The organism is Nocardiopsis yanglingensis, assembly GCF_045809185.1.
GTDB lineage: Bacteria > Pseudomonadota > Gammaproteobacteria > Xanthomonadales > Xanthomonadaceae > Stenotrophomonas > Stenotrophomonas yanglingensis.
The window spans coordinates 150423-167720 of record NZ_JBJNRH010000006.1 but is presented as its reverse complement, the minus strand read 5'-3'; the positions used below and the strand labels follow the sequence as shown (position 1 = coordinate 167720).

The 17298-nt window shown below is 68.7% G+C and carries 16 protein-coding genes; all 16 read left to right on the top strand.

Annotated elements, in window-relative coordinates:
* Positions 1–9: 9 nt before the first annotated feature.
* The 16 genes from ACJ7C5_RS10955 to ACJ7C5_RS10880 all read left to right on the top strand — a co-directional run bounded on the left by ACJ7C5_RS10955 (position 10) and on the right by ACJ7C5_RS10880 (position 17211).
* Positions 10–267, top strand: a complete 258-nt coding sequence (locus tag ACJ7C5_RS10955; protein ID WP_046983476.1) for an acyl carrier protein — start codon at positions 10–12, stop codon at positions 265–267.
* Positions 268–289: 22 nt separating this feature from the next.
* On the top strand, positions 290–841 hold the full coding sequence (locus ACJ7C5_RS10950) for a COG4648 family protein (protein WP_046983477.1): 552 nt from the start codon (positions 290–292) through the stop codon (positions 839–841).
* Positions 834–2519, top strand: a complete 1686-nt coding sequence (locus ACJ7C5_RS10945) for an ApeI family dehydratase (RefSeq protein ID WP_412703901.1) — start codon at positions 834–836, stop codon at positions 2517–2519. Before ACJ7C5_RS10950 ends, ACJ7C5_RS10945 begins: the two co-directional genes overlap by 8 nt.
* Positions 2509–3279, top strand: coding sequence for a glycosyltransferase family 2 protein (locus ACJ7C5_RS10940; RefSeq protein WP_412703900.1), 771 nt, complete (start codon positions 2509–2511; stop codon positions 3277–3279). Before ACJ7C5_RS10945 ends, ACJ7C5_RS10940 begins: the two co-directional genes overlap by 11 nt.
* A gap of 1 nt (position 3280) precedes the next feature.
* Positions 3281–4222 (top strand): lysophospholipid acyltransferase family protein, encoded by a 942-nt coding sequence (locus tag ACJ7C5_RS10935; protein ID WP_097049865.1) that lies wholly within the window; start codon positions 3281–3283, stop codon positions 4220–4222.
* A complete protein-coding gene (locus ACJ7C5_RS10930; RefSeq protein WP_094002282.1) occupies positions 4212–5762 on the top strand; it encodes an HAL/PAL/TAL family ammonia-lyase in 1551 nt (516 codons plus the stop codon). Before ACJ7C5_RS10935 ends, ACJ7C5_RS10930 begins: the two co-directional genes overlap by 11 nt.
* Entirely contained in the window at positions 5755–6180 is a 426-nt protein-coding gene (locus ACJ7C5_RS10925; protein ID WP_412703899.1) for an acyl-CoA thioesterase, read from the top strand. The genes ACJ7C5_RS10930 and ACJ7C5_RS10925 overlap by 8 nt, the downstream gene beginning before the upstream one ends.
* Positions 6177–6806 (top strand): outer membrane lipoprotein carrier protein LolA, encoded by a 630-nt coding sequence (locus ACJ7C5_RS10920; protein ID WP_412703898.1) that lies wholly within the window; start codon positions 6177–6179, stop codon positions 6804–6806. The genes ACJ7C5_RS10925 and ACJ7C5_RS10920 overlap by 4 nt, the downstream gene beginning before the upstream one ends.
* Positions 6799–9153 (top strand): MMPL family transporter, encoded by a 2355-nt coding sequence (locus ACJ7C5_RS10915; RefSeq protein WP_412703897.1) that lies wholly within the window; start codon positions 6799–6801, stop codon positions 9151–9153. Before ACJ7C5_RS10920 ends, ACJ7C5_RS10915 begins: the two co-directional genes overlap by 8 nt.
* A 143-nt stretch (positions 9154–9296) precedes the next feature.
* Positions 9297–9854, top strand: coding sequence for a DUF3261 domain-containing protein (locus ACJ7C5_RS10910; RefSeq protein WP_412703896.1), 558 nt, complete (start codon positions 9297–9299; stop codon positions 9852–9854).
* Positions 9854–11038 (top strand): beta-ketoacyl-ACP synthase, encoded by a 1185-nt coding sequence (locus ACJ7C5_RS10905; protein ID WP_412703895.1) that lies wholly within the window; start codon positions 9854–9856, stop codon positions 11036–11038. The genes ACJ7C5_RS10910 and ACJ7C5_RS10905 overlap by 1 nt, the downstream gene beginning before the upstream one ends.
* Positions 11035–11490 carry a hotdog family protein gene (locus ACJ7C5_RS10900; RefSeq protein WP_412703894.1) on the top strand — a complete coding sequence of 152 codons (456 nt, stop codon included), beginning with the start codon at positions 11035–11037 and terminating at the stop codon, positions 11488–11490. Before ACJ7C5_RS10905 ends, ACJ7C5_RS10900 begins: the two co-directional genes overlap by 4 nt.
* Positions 11487–12218: a 3-ketoacyl-ACP reductase FabG2 gene (locus tag ACJ7C5_RS10895; RefSeq protein WP_088027962.1), complete on the top strand. Its 732-nt coding sequence runs from the start codon at positions 11487–11489 to the stop codon at positions 12216–12218. Before ACJ7C5_RS10900 ends, ACJ7C5_RS10895 begins: the two co-directional genes overlap by 4 nt.
* Positions 12218–13456, top strand: coding sequence for a beta-ketoacyl-ACP synthase (locus ACJ7C5_RS10890; protein ID WP_088027961.1), 1239 nt, complete (start codon positions 12218–12220; stop codon positions 13454–13456). The genes ACJ7C5_RS10895 and ACJ7C5_RS10890 overlap by 1 nt, the downstream gene beginning before the upstream one ends.
* A 163-nt stretch (positions 13457–13619) precedes the next feature.
* Complete coding sequence (locus ACJ7C5_RS10885; RefSeq protein ID WP_412703893.1) at positions 13620–13880, top strand: YcgL domain-containing protein; 261 nt, start codon at positions 13620–13622, stop codon at positions 13878–13880.
* Entirely contained in the window at positions 13873–17211 is a 3339-nt protein-coding gene (locus ACJ7C5_RS10880) for an ankyrin repeat domain-containing protein (RefSeq protein ID WP_412703892.1), read from the top strand. The genes ACJ7C5_RS10885 and ACJ7C5_RS10880 overlap by 8 nt, the downstream gene beginning before the upstream one ends.
* Positions 17212–17298: the final 87 nt, after the last annotated feature.

Here is a 17298-nt window from a genome sequence, read left to right as displayed (position 1 = left end):
GGAACTGCCATGACCAAGAATGAACTGTTCGATCGCATCGTTTCCATCCTCACCGACAGCTTCGAGATCGAACCGGCCCGGGTCACGCCCCAGGCCCGCCTGTACGACGATCTGGACATCGACAGCATCGATGCGGTCGATCTGATCGTTCAACTCAAGCCGCTGCTGGGTCGCAACCTGCAGCCGGAAGCATTCAAGGCCGTGCGTACGGTGCAGGACATCGTCGATGTGACGCATGGCCTGCTGCCGGACCAGGCGGCCGCCTGACCGCAGCGCGGGCGCCGTTCCCATGGCACGCGCACGCACGGTGGCGGTGGCTGCGATCTCGTTGGCCTATCCGCTGCTGGTCTATCTGGCGATGGGCCGTTTCGAGCCGCGCTGGTCGTCGTTGCTGCTGTTCGCGCTGGCCCTGCTGCGGGCACTGGGCACGCGGCAACCGGTGTGGTGGGGCGCGGCAGCGGGCGCCGGCCTGCTCGCGGTGCTGGCGACGGTACTCAACCAGGCGCTGCCATTGAAGCTGTACCCGGCGCTGGTCAATGCCGTAATGCTGGTCGTGTTTGCCGGCAGCCTTCGATTCGGTCCTCCCGTGGTCGAGCGCCTGGCTCGGTTGCAGGAGCCGGACCTGCCTGCATCGGCGGTGCCTTATACCCGTCGCGTCACCCAGGTGTGGTGCGGCTTCTTCGTCTTCAACGGCAGCCTGGCCCTGCTGACGGCGCTGTATGCGTCGGACCGGGTCTGGATGCTCTACAACGGTTTGCTGGCGTACGTGTTGATGGGAATCCTGTTTGCGGGTGAGTGGCTGGTGCGGCAACGGGTCAGGGCGGTGCACACGCATGGCTGAGTGGATTTCCCTGGATCGGCTGCTGCTGGATGCGCGGCCGCAACGCCCGGTCGGCGTCTGTGACGGTGTGCTGCTCGATCACGCCAGGTTCCGCCGGCGCGTGCTGGCGTGGCGCTCGGCCTTTGCCGCTGCCGAGGGGCGCGACTGGGCCCTGTACTTCGACGATGCCGTGGCCTTCGCCGCAGCGTTGTACGGTGCATGGCATGCCGGCAAGCGGGTGTTCCTGGCTGCCGACAACCTGCCGGCAACGCTGCAGGCCCTGCAGTCGCAGGTGAGTGGTTTTGCTGGCGATGTCTCCGCCGACTACCGCCCGCTGATGGCGGTGGATGCAGTGGCGGACGGCGCGTTGCGGATGCTGGACGAGCGCGCCTGCGAGCTGTGCGTGTTCACCTCTGGCAGCACTGGCCAACCCAGCGCGATCAGCAAGCGCCTGGACCAGCTGGCGCGCGAAGTCGACGCGCTGCAGGCTGCGTTCGGAGCGCAGCTGGAAGGGGTGGAGGTGCATGGCACGGTTTCGCACCAGCACATCTACGGGCTGCTGTTCCGCGTGCTGTGGCCGCTGGCCGCCGGTCGCCTGATTCATCCGCGCCGGTTCTTCCATGAAGATCTGGTGGCGGCGCTGTCCGGTACCGATACGGTGCTGGTGGCCACCCCGGCCCACCTCAAGCGCCTGCCCGAACAGCTGGATTGGTTCAGCCTGCACGGCCGCCTGCGCGCAGTGTTCTCCTCCGGTGGCCCGCTGCCTGAAGAAGCGGCGCGGCAGGTGCGGAAGTGGCTGGGTGTGGCTCCCACCGAGGTGTACGGCAGCAGCGAGACCGGCGGCATCGCCTGGCGTCGCTGGGAAACCGACCTGCCGCCGTGGCAGCCGCTGCCGGGCGTGCAGTGGCGGATCGAGGAGGGATGCCTGGCCGTGGCGTCGCCACACCTGGAGAACGCCGGCTGGTGGCGCACCCAGGACCGCGTCGAGGCGCTGGCCGACGGGTGTTTCCGCCTGCTGGGCCGAACCGACCGCATCGTCAAGATTGAAGAGCGGCGCGTCTCGCTGGATGCACTGGAACGCGCGCTGCGCGAAGACACCGAAGTGGAGGATGCACGCGTGCTGGTGCTGCCGGGCCAACGCGAGCAGCTTGCAGCGGTGGTGGTGCCGGCAGATCCCGCGTTGCTGGACGGTGGTGACGCGGCGCGTCGTGCACTCGGCCAGCGCCTGGGCGCGCGGCTGGCCCACAGCCACGACGCAGTGACCCGTCCACGTCGCTGGCGACTGGTCCCGTCGCTGCCATTCAATGCGCAGGGCAAGGTCACCCAGTCGGCGCTGGCGGCACTGTTCCAGCCGCTGATGCCGGTACCGCTGTGGGATCACCGCGATACGTCCAGCGCGACATTGCGCATGACCCTCGACCCGGCGCTGCGGCCGTTCCAGGGCCACTTCCCGCAGGCGGCGATCCTGCCCGGCGTGGCCCAGCTGGACTGGGCGGTGCGTTTCGGCCGCCAGGCGTTCGCGATGCCGGCGGGTTTCCTGCGCATGGACGCGGTGAAGTTCCAGCACGTCGCGCGGCCGGGGGACGTGCTGACCCTGCAGCTGGACTGGGATGCCGCGCGTGGCGTGCTGGGTTTCCGCTATACCTCCAGCCACGGGATGCACTCCAGCGGAAAGGTGGTGTTTGCCGATGCGGATTGATCCCTCCAGTGCCAGTGCCGCGTTCGCGCCATTGGTGGTGATTCCTGTCTACGACCACGAACATGCGATCGCGGCGGTGGTCGACGGCGTGCTGGCTTCCGGCCTTCCATGCCTGCTGGTGGACGACGGCTCACATGACGCGTGTGCGGCCGTGCTGCGTTCGCTGGCACAGCGCCCGGGCGTCGACCTGCTGCGCCTGGACATCAACCAGGGCAAGGGCGGGGCGATGCTGGCCGGCTTCGCCGAGGCCCACGCGCGTGGCTACAGCCACATGCTGCAGATCGATGCCGACGGCCAGCACGATACCGGCGACCTGCCACGTTTCATCGAGGCATCGCGTGCCCATCCGGATGCGGTGATCTGTGGTATCCCGGCCTACGATGCCAGCGTACCGAAGGCACGCCTGTATGGCCGCTACGCCACCCACATCTGGGTCTGGATCAATACGCTGTCGCTGCACCTGCGCGACACCATGTGCGGTTTCCGCGTGTACCCGCTGCCACCGGTTCTGCGCCTGATCGGCGAAGAGACCATCGGCCGGCGCATGGATTTCGATACCGAGGTGATCGTGCGCCTGTACTGGCGGCAGGTGCCGGTCGAGCACCTGTCCACGCGCGTGACCTATCCTTCCGATGGCGTGTCGCACTTTGATATGTGGCGCGACAACGTGCGCATCACCCGCATGCACGCCCGCCTTTTCTTCGGCATGCTCTGGCGCGCACCGCGCCTGCTGCGCCGCCGCCTGCGGGGGCAGCGCTGAAATGGCGACCCCGCAGGGTGCCCCGCACTGGGCCGATATCGGTGAATCCACCTCGGTGGCCGGCGTGCTGGTCCTGTACTGGGTACACCGCTGGTTCGGGCGTTGGCCGTTCCGCATGTGCGTGTGGCCGGTGGTGGCCTGCCACTGGCTGGGCAACCGCGTTGGCCGTGAGGCCTCGATGCAGTATCTGCAGCGCCTGCAGGCCCACAGCGGCGTGTTGGGTCGCGCGCCGACCCGGCGCGACAGCCTGCGCCACTTCTTTGCGTTTGCCGACACGATGCTGGACAAGATCCTCGGCATCGGCGGGCGCTATCCGCCCGAACGCATCCACCTGCATCGCACCCCGGTGCTGGAGAGGATCGCGCAGCGCGAAGGCGGGCTGATCCTCACCGCGCACATCGGCTGCCTGGAACTGTGCCAGGTCCTGGCCGAGCGGGTTCCCGGCCTGTGCATCACGGTGCTGGTGCATACCGCGCACGCGCAGCGTTTCAACCGCCTGCTGCGTCGGCTGGATCCGTTGGCAGCGGTGGAGCTTGTGCAGGTCACCGAAATGGGGCCTGCCACGGCGATGATGCTGGCTGACAAGGTCGCCGCCGGCGGATTCGTGGCCATTGTCGGCGATCGCACGCCGGTCGGCGGCGGGCGCAGCATCAGCGCCGATTTCCTCGGGCAGCGTGCGCCGTTCCCCATCGGCGGGTATGTACTGGCCGCCGCACTGGGCTGCCCGGTCTACACCATGGCCTGCCTGCATGAGGGCGAGGGCTATCGGGTCGTGTTCGAGCCGTTCGCCGATCGCATCGTGCTGCCACGCGGGTCGCGTGATGCGGCATTGTCCGATCAGGTGCAGCGCTATGCGGGCTGGCTGGAACAGCAGGTCATCCAGTCGCCGCTGGACTGGTTCAATTTCTTCCCCTTCTGGGATCAGGCTCCGCATGACGACTGACGCCGTACCCGTGTGCCGCTTTGGCGATGCACCCTTGACCATCGAAGACGTGGTTGCCCTGGCCCGGCGCCGTTGCGAAGCTGCGCTGAGCGAGGCACCGGCGTTCCGTGCGCACATCCAGCGCGGTGCCGACTTCCTTGACCGCCTGCTGCGCGAGGACGGCGTGATCTACGGTGTGACCACCGGCTACGGCGACTCATGCACGGTGAACATTCCGCCGGCGCTGGTGGCGGAACTGCCGCATCATCTGTACACCTACCACGGCTGCGGCCTCGGCCGTTACCTCGACCCGGTCGAGACCCGTGCGGTGCTGGCTGCGCGCCTGGCGTCGCTGGTGCGTGGCATGTCCGGTGTCAGCGTACCGCTGCTGGAAGGTCTGGCTACGCTGCTGCAGCACGATGTACTGCCACTGATTCCGGCCGAAGGTTCCGTCGGTGCCAGCGGTGACTTGACCCCGTTGTCCTACGTGGCGGCGGTGCTGTGTGGCGAGCGCGAGGTGTTGCACGACGGCCGCGTGCAGCCGGCGGCCGAAGTGCTGGCGAAGATCGGCATGGCGCCACTGAAGCTGCGGCCGAAGGAAGGCCTGGCAATCATGAACGGCACTGCGGTGATGACCGGCCTGGCCTGCCTGGCCTGGCAGCGCGCCGACTACCTGGCACGCATGGCCACGCGCTTGACCGCCTTCAATGTGCTGGCCAGCGACGGCAACGCGCACCACTTCGACGAAGACCTGTTCGCGGCCAAACCGCACCCGGGCCAGATGCGCATTGCCGCGCGCCTGCGCAGCGACCTGCACAGCGAGCGCCCGCCGCGCAATGAACAGCGCCTGCAGGACCGTTATTCGCTGCGCTGTGCACCGCATGTGATCGGCGTGCTGGAAGACAGCCTGCCGTTCCTGCGCCAGCTGATCGAAACCGAACTGAACAGCGCCAACGACAATCCGCTGATCGATGCCGATGGCGAGCGCATCCTGCACGGCGGCCACTTCTACGGAGGCCACATCGCGCTGGCGATGGATACCCTGAAGAACACGGTAGCCAACGTTGCCGACCTGCTCGACCGCCAGCTGGCGCTGGTGGTCGATGCGCGCTACAGCCATGGACTGCCGGCCAACCTGTCGGCCGCCACCGGCCCGCGTGCGGCCATCAACCATGGCCTGAAGGCACTGCAGATCAGCGTTTCGGCGTGGACTGCCGAGGCACTTAAGCAGACCATGCCGGCCAGCGTGTTCTCGCGGTCCACCGAATGCCATAACCAGGACAAGGTCAGCATGGGCACCATCGCCGCGCGCGACTGCCTGCGCGTGATCGAACTGACCGAGCAGGTGGTGGCCGCGATGCTGATTGCTGCCCGCCAGGGACTGGCGCTGCGCGAACGGGTTGGCCTGAACGCGCAGCTGCATGGCAGTCTGGCCGATATGTACGCCGACCTGGGGCAGCGCATCGCCCTGGTCGAAGAAGACCGCGCGCTGGATCGCGAACTGCGGGACCTGCTGGTGGAGATCCGCGCGCAACGTTGGGAGCTGTATGCCGGTGAATGAAGCAATCGAACGGGTGGCCGAAGTTGCGCTGGCCCCGGCCTTCCATGACTGCGACCCGATGAACGTGGTCTGGCATGGTCATTACTTCAAGTACTTCGAGATCGCGCGTTGTGCACTGCTGGGTCGTTACAACTACGACTACCCGCAGATGCTCGAATCGGGTTACCTCTGGCCGGTGGTCGATGCACGGGTGAAGTATGTGCGCCCGCTGCTGTTCAACCAGCCGCTGCGCGTGGTCGCGCGCCTCGTGGAATGGGAGAACCGGCTGAAGATCGACTATGAAATCCTCGATGCGCAGAGCGGCCAGGTGTTGACCCGCGCAATGACCATCCAGGTGGCGGTGGACGCGGCCAGCAGGGAAATGCTGTACCAGTGCCCGCCGGTACTGTGGGAACGCCTGGGAGTACCTGCACCATGAACCGAGCCAACCGTTTCGCGCGTGCGCTGCTGTGCGCGGTGTTGTTGCTGGCCGCACCGCTGGTGCAGGCCGCCGATCCGGCCATCGACGCGATCACCCAGGCGGTGGCGCGGCCGGACGTACTGCGTGGCCAGTTCACGCAGGAAAAGCAGGTCAGCGGCTTCAAGAACCCATTGCGCTCGCAGGGCCGGTTCGTGGTCGCGCGCCAGCATGGCGTGATCTGGACCACGCTGAAGCCGTTTCCCTCCGAGGTGGTTGTCACTGCCGACCGCATCCTGAGCCGCCAGCGTGACGGCAGCACCCGCGTCGAGCTCGATGCGCGGCAGCAGCCGGCGATGCGCTCGGTGAACGCGATCATGTTCGCGCTGATGAGTGGCGACGTGCAGGCGCTGTCCGGCCCGTTCAGCGTGACAGTCAGCCGCGAAGGACAGGGCTGGCGGCTGCAGCTGACGCCGAAGTCAGCGATGCTGGCCAAGGCGTTCCAGTCGCTGACCCTGCAGGGCGATCGTTACGTGCGCCAGGTCGAGATTGTCGAGGCCAGCAAGGACCGCACGCTGATCCAGTTCAACGCGCTCAGCGAGGCTCCGGCCGCGCTCAGCGCAGACGAGGCGCGCCGCTTTGAGTGAGGACGTGGCGTTGAATGCACCGGACCGGTTGCGCCGCTGGTGGCATTGGCTGGGCATCGCCTGGCTGGTGCTGCTGCTGGCGCTGGGCGTGCAGCAGTGGCACCTGTGGAGCCAGCAATCGCGGATCGACACCGACATCCTTGCACTGCTGCCGCAGGACGCGCACGACCGTCTGTTGAGCGACGTCACCCGGCGCATCGCCGATGGCAGCTCGCGGCAGGTAGTGGTGCTGCTTGGCAGCAAGGACGGCGCTGCCGCCAAGCGTGCGCAGGCCGCGTTTGCTGCGGCCATGGCCAAGGACGCCGATCACACGTTGCTGGTGCCCAGCGGCTCGATCGAAGGTTGGTTCGATGAGGCGCGCGCGTTCTACGCGCCGTACCGCGACCGCCTGCTGACCCCGGCCCAGCGCGAGCAGCTGCAGGGCGGCGAACCGGGCGCGTTGGCCGAGCAGGCGCTGGCCGCGCTGTACGGCCCGATGGGCGCCCCACGTCTGACCGAATGGCGGCAGGATCCGCTGTCGCTGTGGCCGCAATGGTGGCAGCAGCAGGCGCAGGGCTCGGGCCTGCGGCTGGGCGATGATGGCCTGCTCGACGCCGAAGGCAGGCACTGGGCTGCATTGCAGTTCGATACGCCGGGTTCGGCGTTCAAGCTTGATGGCGAGCGCCATCTGGATGGATTGCTGGAACGTGCCGGGCAGGCGGCGAAGGCGGCCGCTCCGGATCTGGAGATCCTGCATGCGGGCGTGCCGCTGCATGCCGAGGCTGCGGCGGTGCAGGCCAACCGGGAGATCAATACCATCGGCTGGGGCTCGCTGGCGGCGGTGCTGCTGCTGGTGTGGCTCGCGTTCCGCTCGCTGCGGCCGATCCTGCTGGTGGCCACGTCGCTGCTGATCGGCTGTGGCGTGGCGCTGGCGGTGACCGTGCTGGTGTTCGGCAACGTGCACGTGTTGACCCTGGTGTTCGGCGCATCGCTGGTGGGCGTGGCCGAGGACTATGGCATTCACTGGTTTGCATCGCGCCAGGCCGAACCGGCTGATCGCCGCTGGAAGCTGCTGAGGCACCTGCTGCCTGGCCTGTGGCTGGCGCTGCTGACCAGTGCGCTGGCCTACCTGGCGCTTGGCCTGACGCCGTTCCCGGGCCTGCGCCAGATGGCGCTGTTCTCGGTGGTCGGCCTGGCGGCCGCGTTCCTGACGGTGATCTTCTGGTTCCCGTGGCTGGATGGTGGTGAGATCCGCCAGACCCGTTTTTCGCAGTGGCTGGGCAGCACGCTGGAGCGCTTCCCGCGTCTGCATGGTCGCCGTCCGGTGACGCTGTTCGTGGTGATCACGCTGGCGCTGTCTGCGATCGGCATCGCCCGCCTGCAGAGCAACGACGACCTGCGCAGCCTGCAGTCCTCGCCGCCGGCATTGATGGCACAGCAGATCCGCCTCAGCCAGCTGCTGGGCATGCCCAGCCCGGCGCAGTTCTACCTGGTGCAGGGTGCGGATGCCGCGCAGCTGCTGCAGCGTGAGGAAGCACTGACCGAGCGCCTGCGTGTATTGGCCAACGACAAACGCATTGGTGGCTACCGTGCGATCAGCGATTGGCTGCCGTCGCCGTCGCGCCAGCAGGCCGATGCCGCACTGACCGCGAAGGTGGAACCGGGTGTGCTGTCTGCCGTGTCGGAGGCGGTCGGTGAACCGCTGCAGCGACCGCAGTTCGCGAACGCGCCGCTCACCGCCGAAGCCTTCCTGGCCTCGCCGGCCTCGCAGCCGTTCCGCCACCTGTGGGTGGGCGATGTGGGCGGGCAGATGATCAGCGTGGTGATGGTCGATGATCTGTCGCGTGCCGATGCGTTGGCCACCCTGCAGGGCGCGGCCGAAGGCCTGCCCGGCGTTCGCTGGGTCGACCGCACCGCCGATTTCTCGCAGCTGCTGGGTCACTACCGCAAGCTGATGGGTGGGCTGCTGCTGGTCGGTATCGTGCTGGTGTTCGGCGCGCTGTGGCTGCGCTACCGCCGCCAGGCCTGGCGAGTATTCGCGCCGACGCTCATTGCCGGTGCGCTGACACTGGGTTTGCTGGGCCTGTTCGGCCAGCCGCTGCAGCTGTTCAACGTACTGGCGCTGATGCTGCTGCTCGGCATGGGCATCGACTACGGCATCTTCCTGATCGAGCACCGCGGCGATGCCAGCGCATGGCTGGCGGTGTGCGTGGGCGCGGCCAGCACCTGGTTGTCGTTCGGCCTGCTGGGGTTGTCGCAGACCCCGGCGCTGCGCGCCTTCGGCCTCACGCTGCTGTTCGGCATCGGCCTGGTCTGGCTGATCTCGCCGTTGTTCCGGCCGTCGCCGCATGCATTGCCGCCGTCCTGAATCGGAGTGCGTGCGCCACCGCCCGACGCTGGCGCGGCGACCACTTCGGGAACATCATCTACCCCCCTCGACCCGTATCCGGAAGGGCGTTACATGAACAATTCCATCGACAGCGGCTGCCCCACACGTGTGCTGGAGGCCGCGTGCCACAGCTGATCGTGCGCAGCATTGCAGCGCTGCTGCTGTGCGCGCTGCTGTCCGCCTGCGCCGGGCGCATGCCGAGGCCGCAGGTCGAGCTGCCGCCGCTGCGGTTGGCCCCGTCCAGCCTGCCGACGCCACTGGCGCTGCAGCAGCAGCTGCATTTCCGCTTCGGGCGCCACGAACGTGATCTCGACGCCCTGCTGGAAGCCGATGCGCAGCAGGTGCAGCTGGCGGTGCAGGCCATGGGCCAGACCGGCGTTCGTCTGCGCTGGGATGGTCGGCAGTTGACCGAGCAACGTGCATCGTGGTTGCCGCCGCAGGTTCGCGCGGAGCGTGTGCTGGACGATCTGCAGTTCGCGCTGTGGCCGACGGCCGCGATCGCCGCCGTGTTGCCGGCTGGCTGGCAGGTCAGTGATGACGGCCACCAGCGCAGGCTGTCGCGCGAAGGTACGGTGTGGCTGCAGCTGCAGCGCCTGCAGGACGGCAGCCTGCAGCTGGACAACCGTGCAGAAGGCTACGCGCTGCGCATCGAATCGATCGATATGGCTGGACAGGATTGATGGACACCGCCGTTTTCCTCAACGATCTGGGCATTGTCTGCGCGCTGGGTGATGGTCGCGCGGCGGTGGCGGAGGCGATGTTCGCCGAGGTACCGGGTGGGTTGAGCAACAACGACAGCCTGTTGCCGGGCCGGACCCTGGCGCTGGGGGAGGTGTGCACGCCGCTGCCATCGCTGGACGAACTCCCGCTGGCCCTGCGTGGGCGCAACAACGCGCTGCTGGCGGTTGCGCTGGCGCAGATCGCGCCTGCGGTGGCCGCGGCCATCGCCCGCTATGGCGCTGAGCGCGTGGCTGTGGTGATGGGGACCAGCACGTCGGGTATTGGCGAAGGTGAGCGGGCCATGTGCTCCCACGCCAGCAGCGGTCATTGGCCGGCGGACTACGATTACGCGCAGCAGGAAATGGGAACGGCCGCGCAGTTCGTACGGCTTCGCAGTGGTGCGCAGGGCCCGGCATGGACGCTGTCCACGGCATGTTCATCCAGTGCCAAGGCCCTGGCGTCGGCTGCGCGCCTGTTGCGCGCCGGGGTTGTCGATGCGGTCATCGCCGGCGGCTCCGATTCCCTGTGCCGCTTTACCGTGGCGGGTTTCAGCGCGCTTGAGTCGGTGTCCGCGCTGCGCTGCAACCCGTTCTCGCAACATCGATCCGGCATCAACATCGGGGAAGGAGCCGCGCTGTTCCTGCTCACCCGCGAGATCGGTCCGGTGGTTCTTGCTGGCTGGGGTGAATCGTCCGACGCCCACCACATGTCCGCGCCCGACCCGCAAGGCCAAGGCGCCATCGATGCGCTGCAGCAGGCACTGAAGCGCGCTGGCTGGTCGCCCGCTGATGTCGATTACGTGAACCTGCATGGCACCGCCACCGACCACAACGATGCCATGGAAAGCCTGGCGGTTTCGGAGGTGCTCGGTACCGACGTACCGGCCAGCTCGACCAAGCCGCTCACCGGGCATACGCTCGGCGCCTCCGGCGCGATCGAGGCGGCATTGTGCTGGATGATGCTGGCCGAGAACCCGCTGCAGCGGCTGCCACCGCACTGGTGGGATGGCGCCGTGGATGAGGCGCTGCCGGCACTGTCACTGGTGGCGCCGGGCACCCGCCTGGAACGGCCGCTGCGACGGATACTGAGCAACTCGTTTGCCTTCGGCGGCAGCAATGCGGTGTTGGCACTGGAACGCCGATGAATCCTCTCTACGCGATCGAGGAGGTGGTGCCGCATCGCCAGGACATGTGCCTGCTGCAGCGGATACTGCGATGGGACCAGGACAGCATCGAGGCCGAACTGGTGGTACCCGCGACGGGCTTGTTCATCGAAGAAGGCGAAATGCCGGCCTGGATCGGCATTGAGTACATGGCACAGGCAATTGCCGCCTGGGCAGGCTGCCGCGCGCGCGCGGCCGGCAGCGTGCCGCAGTTGGGGTTCCTGCTTGGCAGCCGGCGCTACAGCAGCCAGCGCAGTGGTTTCCCCAGTGGCTCCCGGCTGCGCGTGCAGGCGCGTCGTGAACTGCTGGGCGACAATGGGCTGGGGTTGTTCGCCTGCCGGATCCTGGCGGGCGAGGAAGAATGGGCGGTTGCCAACGTGTCGGTGTATGAACCGGCCGACGCGAAGGCCTATCTGGAGAGTGGACAGGCATGACTGGGAATCGATGCGTGCTGGTGACGGGCGCCAGCCGGGGAATCGGCCGCGCCATTGCGCTGCGTATTGCCCATGATGGATTCGACGTGGCGGTGCATTGCCGCAGCCGGGTGGAGGAGGCTCAGGCCGTGGTGGCCGAGATCCAGGCGCTGGGCGTGCAGGCGCGCGTGCTCACCTTCGACGTGTCCGATCGTGATGCCGCGCGCGCGGCGCTGGAGGCCGACGTGGACGCGCATGGCGCGTATTACGGCGTGGTCTGCAATGCGGGCATCGCCCGCGATGGCGCTTTCCCGGCGTTGTCGTCGGAGGATTGGGATCAGGTCATCCACACCAACCTGGATGGCTTCTACAACGTGCTGCATCCGTTGATCATGCCGATGGTGCGTCGGCGCAAGCCGGGCCGCATCGTCACCCTGTCGTCGGTGTCCGGCATTGCCGGCAATCGAGGCCAGGTCAACTACAGTGCGGCCAAGGCCGGCATCATCGGCGCCACCAAGGCCCTCGCGCTGGAGCTGGCCAGCCGCCAGATCACGGTCAACTGCGTGGCTCCCGGCCTGATCGAGACGGAGATGCTCAGTGCGGACGTGGTGGAGCACGCCCTGAAACTGATTCCGGCCGGCCGCGTCGGCCGTCCCGATGAAGTGGCGGCGACGGTGGCCTTCCTGCTGTCCGAGCCGGCCGGCTACATCACCCGGCAGGTGATTTCGGTCAACGGAGGCATGCTCTGATGGGCATCGACCATCGCGTGGTGGTGACCGGTGCCGCCGCCATCAGTCCGCTCGGCCACGACTGGCCGACCATCCACGCGCAGTTGCGCAGCGGCCGCAACGCCGTGCGCGCGATGCCCGAGTGGGATGTCTATGCCGGGCTGAACACCAGACTGGCCGCACCGGTGCAGCCGTTCGAGCTGCCGCCAACCTACAACCGCAAAAGCACCCGCTCGATGGGCAAGGTGGCGATCATGTCGGTGCGTGCCACCGAAATCGCGCTGCACGAAGCGGGGCTGCACGACCATCCGGTGCTCCGCAGTGGCCGCACCGGAGTGGCCTATGGCTCCTCCTCCGGCAGCCATGAGGCCATCGGCGAACTTGGCCGCATGCTCAACGAGTTCACCACCGAAGGCATCAGCGCCACCACCTACCTGAAGATGATGAGCCACACCGCGCCGGTCAACATCGGTGTGTTCTTCGGCCTGTCCGGGCGCGTCTACACCACGTCCAGTGCCTGTACATCCGGCAGCCAGGGCGTCGGCGCGGCCTATGAGGCGATCCGCAGCGGCAAGCAGACGGTGATGGTGGCCGGCGGTGCCGAGCAGCTGGACGCGGCCGCGGCCGCCGTGTTCGATACCCTGTTCGCGACCAGCGTGCAGAACGACGCCCCGCAGTCGACGCCCCGCCCGTTCGATGCCGGCCGCGACGGCCTGGTGCTGGGCGAGGGCGCGTGCACGTTGATCCTGGAAGATCTGGAGCACGCGCAGGCGCGTGGCGCGACCATCCTTGCCGAGGTGGTGGGGTACGGCACCAACAGCGACGGCCAGCACGTCACCCAGCCCAGTGCCGACACCATGGCCCAGGCCATGCGCCTGGCGCTGGAGGATGCCGGACTGGACGCGGCGCAGATCGACTACGTCAACGCCCACGGCACCGCGACCGATCACGGCGACATCGCCGAGACCCAGGCTACCGCGCAGGTGTTCGGCTCGCGGATGCCGATCAGCTCACTGAAGAGCTACGTCGGCCACATGCTGGGCGCCTGCGGTGCGTTCGAGGCCTGGGTGAGCATCGAGATGATGCGTGCCGGCTGGTTTGCCCCGACCCTGAACCTGGTGGAGGTCGATCCGCGCTGCGGCCAGCTGGACTTCATCACCGGCCAGGGCCGCGAACTCCAGGCCGAGTACGTGATGAGCAACAACTTCGCATTCGGGGGCATCAACACGTCCCTGGTGTTCCGTCGCTGGGGCGAGTGATCCCGCAGCCGTCAGGTGTGCGTGTGGCTGAACGCCGCCGCCACATTGCTGAACCCCGCAGGGGAAACGCCGCCGATCGCGCCGCCATCGTCGGCTGACGGCTTTCCCCGGTGTCGGCTTTCCGACACAATCATGGCTCTTCCCGGGTTATCGTCCCGCGGACATGCACGCCTACGTCTATAAAAGCCAACTCAAGCCAGACACCTACGTCTACGTTCCCCGACGCGATGATTTCAGCGCGCTGCCCGCGCCGCTGCTCACCTCGCTGGGTACGCTCACCTTCGTCCTGGACGTGGCCCTGGATGCCCAGCGCCGCCTGGCCCTGGCCGATCCGGACAAGGTCCGCAGCGAAATGAGCGAACGCGGGTTCTACCTGCAGGTGCCGCCGTCGGTGGCTAGCCTGATGCCGCGGCACTATGACTGACGTCTCCCGTCCGCGCGTGCTGTCGATCGCCTTCGCCGTGGGTGCCGTACTGGCGCTGGGCGCTGCCGTGGGTGGCGTTCCAGGTGCGATCCTTGCCGCCCTGGCGCAGCCTGCGTTCGCGCTGGGTGTGTCGTGGTGGCGCCGCAGCCGCGCGCTGCTGCCGCTGAAGGTGGTCGCACGCCAGGACCTGCCCGCGTTGCTGGCGCTATGGGCCGCCGCACCGCTGCTGCTGGCGCTGCTGCTGGCCTGGCCGCTGGCGGCGCTGCGCGACAGCGGCAGCCTGGCCGCTGTGCTGGGCCTGAGCGTGCTGGTCAGTGCCGGCCTGCTGGCGGCCTGGCGTACCTGGCCGTTGTGGAACGACGTTGAACGCCTTGACGGCAGCCTGGCCCAGCATTGGCAGGCGCTGGCCGGGCGCGACCTGACCGCCTGGCGTGGCCTCGGCGTGGCCGCGCTGGTGATCGCACTGGCTGCACTGGTGGTGTTGCCGGCCTGGCCAGGCCTGCTGCCGGAGAGCGCACGCTGGCCTGCCACGCTGGCAGTGCTGGTGCTGTCGCCGCTGCTGCATCTGCTGCTGCAGCGGGTCGCGCCAGCGCCGCTGGTGTCGTTGCGCTCCAGCCCGTTGGCCACGGCCAGCAACGAGCACGAACCGATGTTCGCCGCCGCGGCCGAAACTGCGCCGCTGGAGGCGATGGCACCGCAGGAACTGACCCCGGCACTGTATGAAGCCGCCCGCCATGGCCGCATCGACCGGGGCCTGCAGCTGCTGCAGGCCGGTGCCGATCCGTATGCGCTGCCGGACCCGAACTGGCGCGACCAGCGCAGCCTGGCGGTGCTGGCTGCGGTGCTGCCGGACCTGCGCCTGCTGCGCGAACTGATCGCCCGCGGCGTTGATGTGAATGCGCCGCACCGGGGCATGACCCCGCTGCTGGCCGCCACCCGCGACAGCTGGCACGGCCGGCCCGAAGCGGTGATGACCCTGCTCGCCAACGGCGCCGACTCGCGTGCCATCGACAGCGATGGCAACACCCCGCTGCACCATGCCGCGCGCAGTTCCGACCCGGGCGTGGCCGCGCTGCTGCGCGATGCCGCCGCCGAAGTCGATGCGTTGAACAGCGAAGGCTGGTCGCCGCTGGCCGTGGCCTGCCAGGTCGGTAACTGGCGCCTGGCCCGCTTCCTGCTCGAACGCGGTGCGCGCAGCGAACCGGCCGAGGGCACGCCGGTGCTGCTCGCCGCCGCTGCCACCGAAGATGACGATCCGGCCGGGGTGCAGCTGCTGCTCAAGCACAAGGCGCGCGCCGACGCCCGCGATCGCCAGCGCCGCAGTGCGCTGCATGAGGCGGCGCTTGCCGGCCACGTGGAGATCATCGGCGTGCTGCTGGGCGCCGGTGCCAATCTGGAAGCGCGCGATGCGCTGGGCCGTACGCCGTGGCTGGAAGCAGCCCGTGCCGGTCGCGCCGCCGTGATCGAACACCTGCTGCCGCACAAGCCGGACCTGGTCGCAGTGGACGGCGAAGGCCGCAACGCGGTGCAGCTGGCAGCGATGGCCGAGGATGTCTCGCCGTTGCTGATCAAGCGCCTGGTCGAACTGGGCATCGCCGCCGATGCCGCTGATCCGGTCGGTCGCCGCGCGGTGGACTACGCCGCCGAAGCCGGCCGCTGGGCGATCGTGGCCCTGCTGGACCCGTCCTATCCGTTGCCGGCCGCCGTCAGTGATGGCCTGGCCGAGCGCGGCGAAGCCGCCAGCGCCAGCAGCCTGCTGCCGGACCGTCCGCCGTTGACCCTGCTGCGCGAAGCGCTGGGTTTCGGCAACACCGAAGGCATGGCCGCGCTGGCCAAGCTGTGCCAGCCGGAAGAGCTGGGTGGCCTGCTGCTCGATCCGGAACTGGCGCTGGAGCCGCGTGCGGTCGATTGGCTGCTGGCCCACGGTGCCGATCCCTACGTGCGTGACGCCTGTTCCGACACGCCGATGTTCGCGCTGTTGTCGCGAGGCATCGACGCGGTGCCTGCATTGCAGGTGATGCTGCAACGTGGCTTGTCGCCGGCTGGCCGCGGTGGCCTGGCGCGCTTCCTGGCGGCCTGCGCACAGCACGACCAGGCCGCCCGTGGCCTGGAACAGCTGGCACTGGAACTGCTGGAACGTGGCGCCGACCCGTTCGCCGCATCGCCGGCCGGTGATCCGCCGTTGTCGCTGGCGGTGCGCCTGGGCTGGCTGCGCCTGCAGCAGGCCCTGCTCAAGGCCGGTGTCGATCGCGAAGCGCGCGACAGCCATGGCATGACCGCATTGCACCTGGCCACCGCATTGGCCCGCGAAGGCGCGCTGAAGCTGCTGGTGCAGCACGGTGCCTCGCCGGAAGCACGTGCCGCCGACGGCCAGACGCCGCTGGGCGTGGCGCTGTCGATCGGTCGCCGTGATCTGGCCGACTGGCTCGACTGGCGGGTATGGCCGTTGCCGCGCCGTACGCTGCGCGAGGCCGATCTGCCGGCCGCCGCGATGGCCGGTGACGTCGATGCGGTGCGCCGCCTGATCGACCTGGGCTTCGCCGTCGACGCGGTCGACGCACAGGGCTGCACCGCGCTGCTGCGTGCAGCCGGCGGTGGTCACCTGGCGGTGACCGACCTGCTGCTGGCGCGTGGCGCCGATCCGCAGCACGCCGCGGCAAGTGGCGCGACGCCGCTGTCGGCGGCGGTCAGCATGCGCCAGGTGGATATCGTCTCGGCCCTGCTCGACGCCGGCGCCAAGCTGGAACATCGCCTGCCGGGTGGGGTGACCGTGCTGATGCTGGCCTCGGCGCTGGGCCTGCCGGACATCGTCGCGCGCCTGCTCACTGCGGGTGCCGACGTGCATGCCGGTGACGCGCAGCAGCTGGGCCCGCTGCACTGTGCCGCGCTGTACGGTTTCAGTGCCCGCGACCGCTCGCGCCTGCTGGCCCTGCTCGACACCCTGCTGCTGGCCGGTGCCGAACCGGACCAGGCCGCGGCCGGTTCGGTCACGCCGCTGCTGCTGCTGCTGGGCGCCCGCGCCGAGCCGGGTACCGCCTGCGACGAGCAGGTGGTGATGGCGGCGGTGGAGCGCCTGCTGGATGAGGACGTCAGCCTGGACGTGCGCGATCCGCGTGGCTTCGGCCCGCTGCATCTGGCCGCGCTGCATGGACTGCCGCTGCTGGTGCAGCGCCTGCTGCGCGCCGGTGCCGATCCGGAAGTACGCGACAGCCTCAACCGCAGCCCGCGCGAGATCGCGGTGATGCGTGGCTTCATCGACGTTGCCGGCGAGTTCGAACCGCGCGTGCCGGGCGTCTCGTCGATGGCGCGGTTCCTGCGCGACAACGGCTGATCCTTGGAAATGGGTAGTGGCGGGGGGGGGGGGGGCCCCCCCCCCAGACAACCGGGGGCCCAGGGGGGGCGCCCCCCGCGCCGCCCA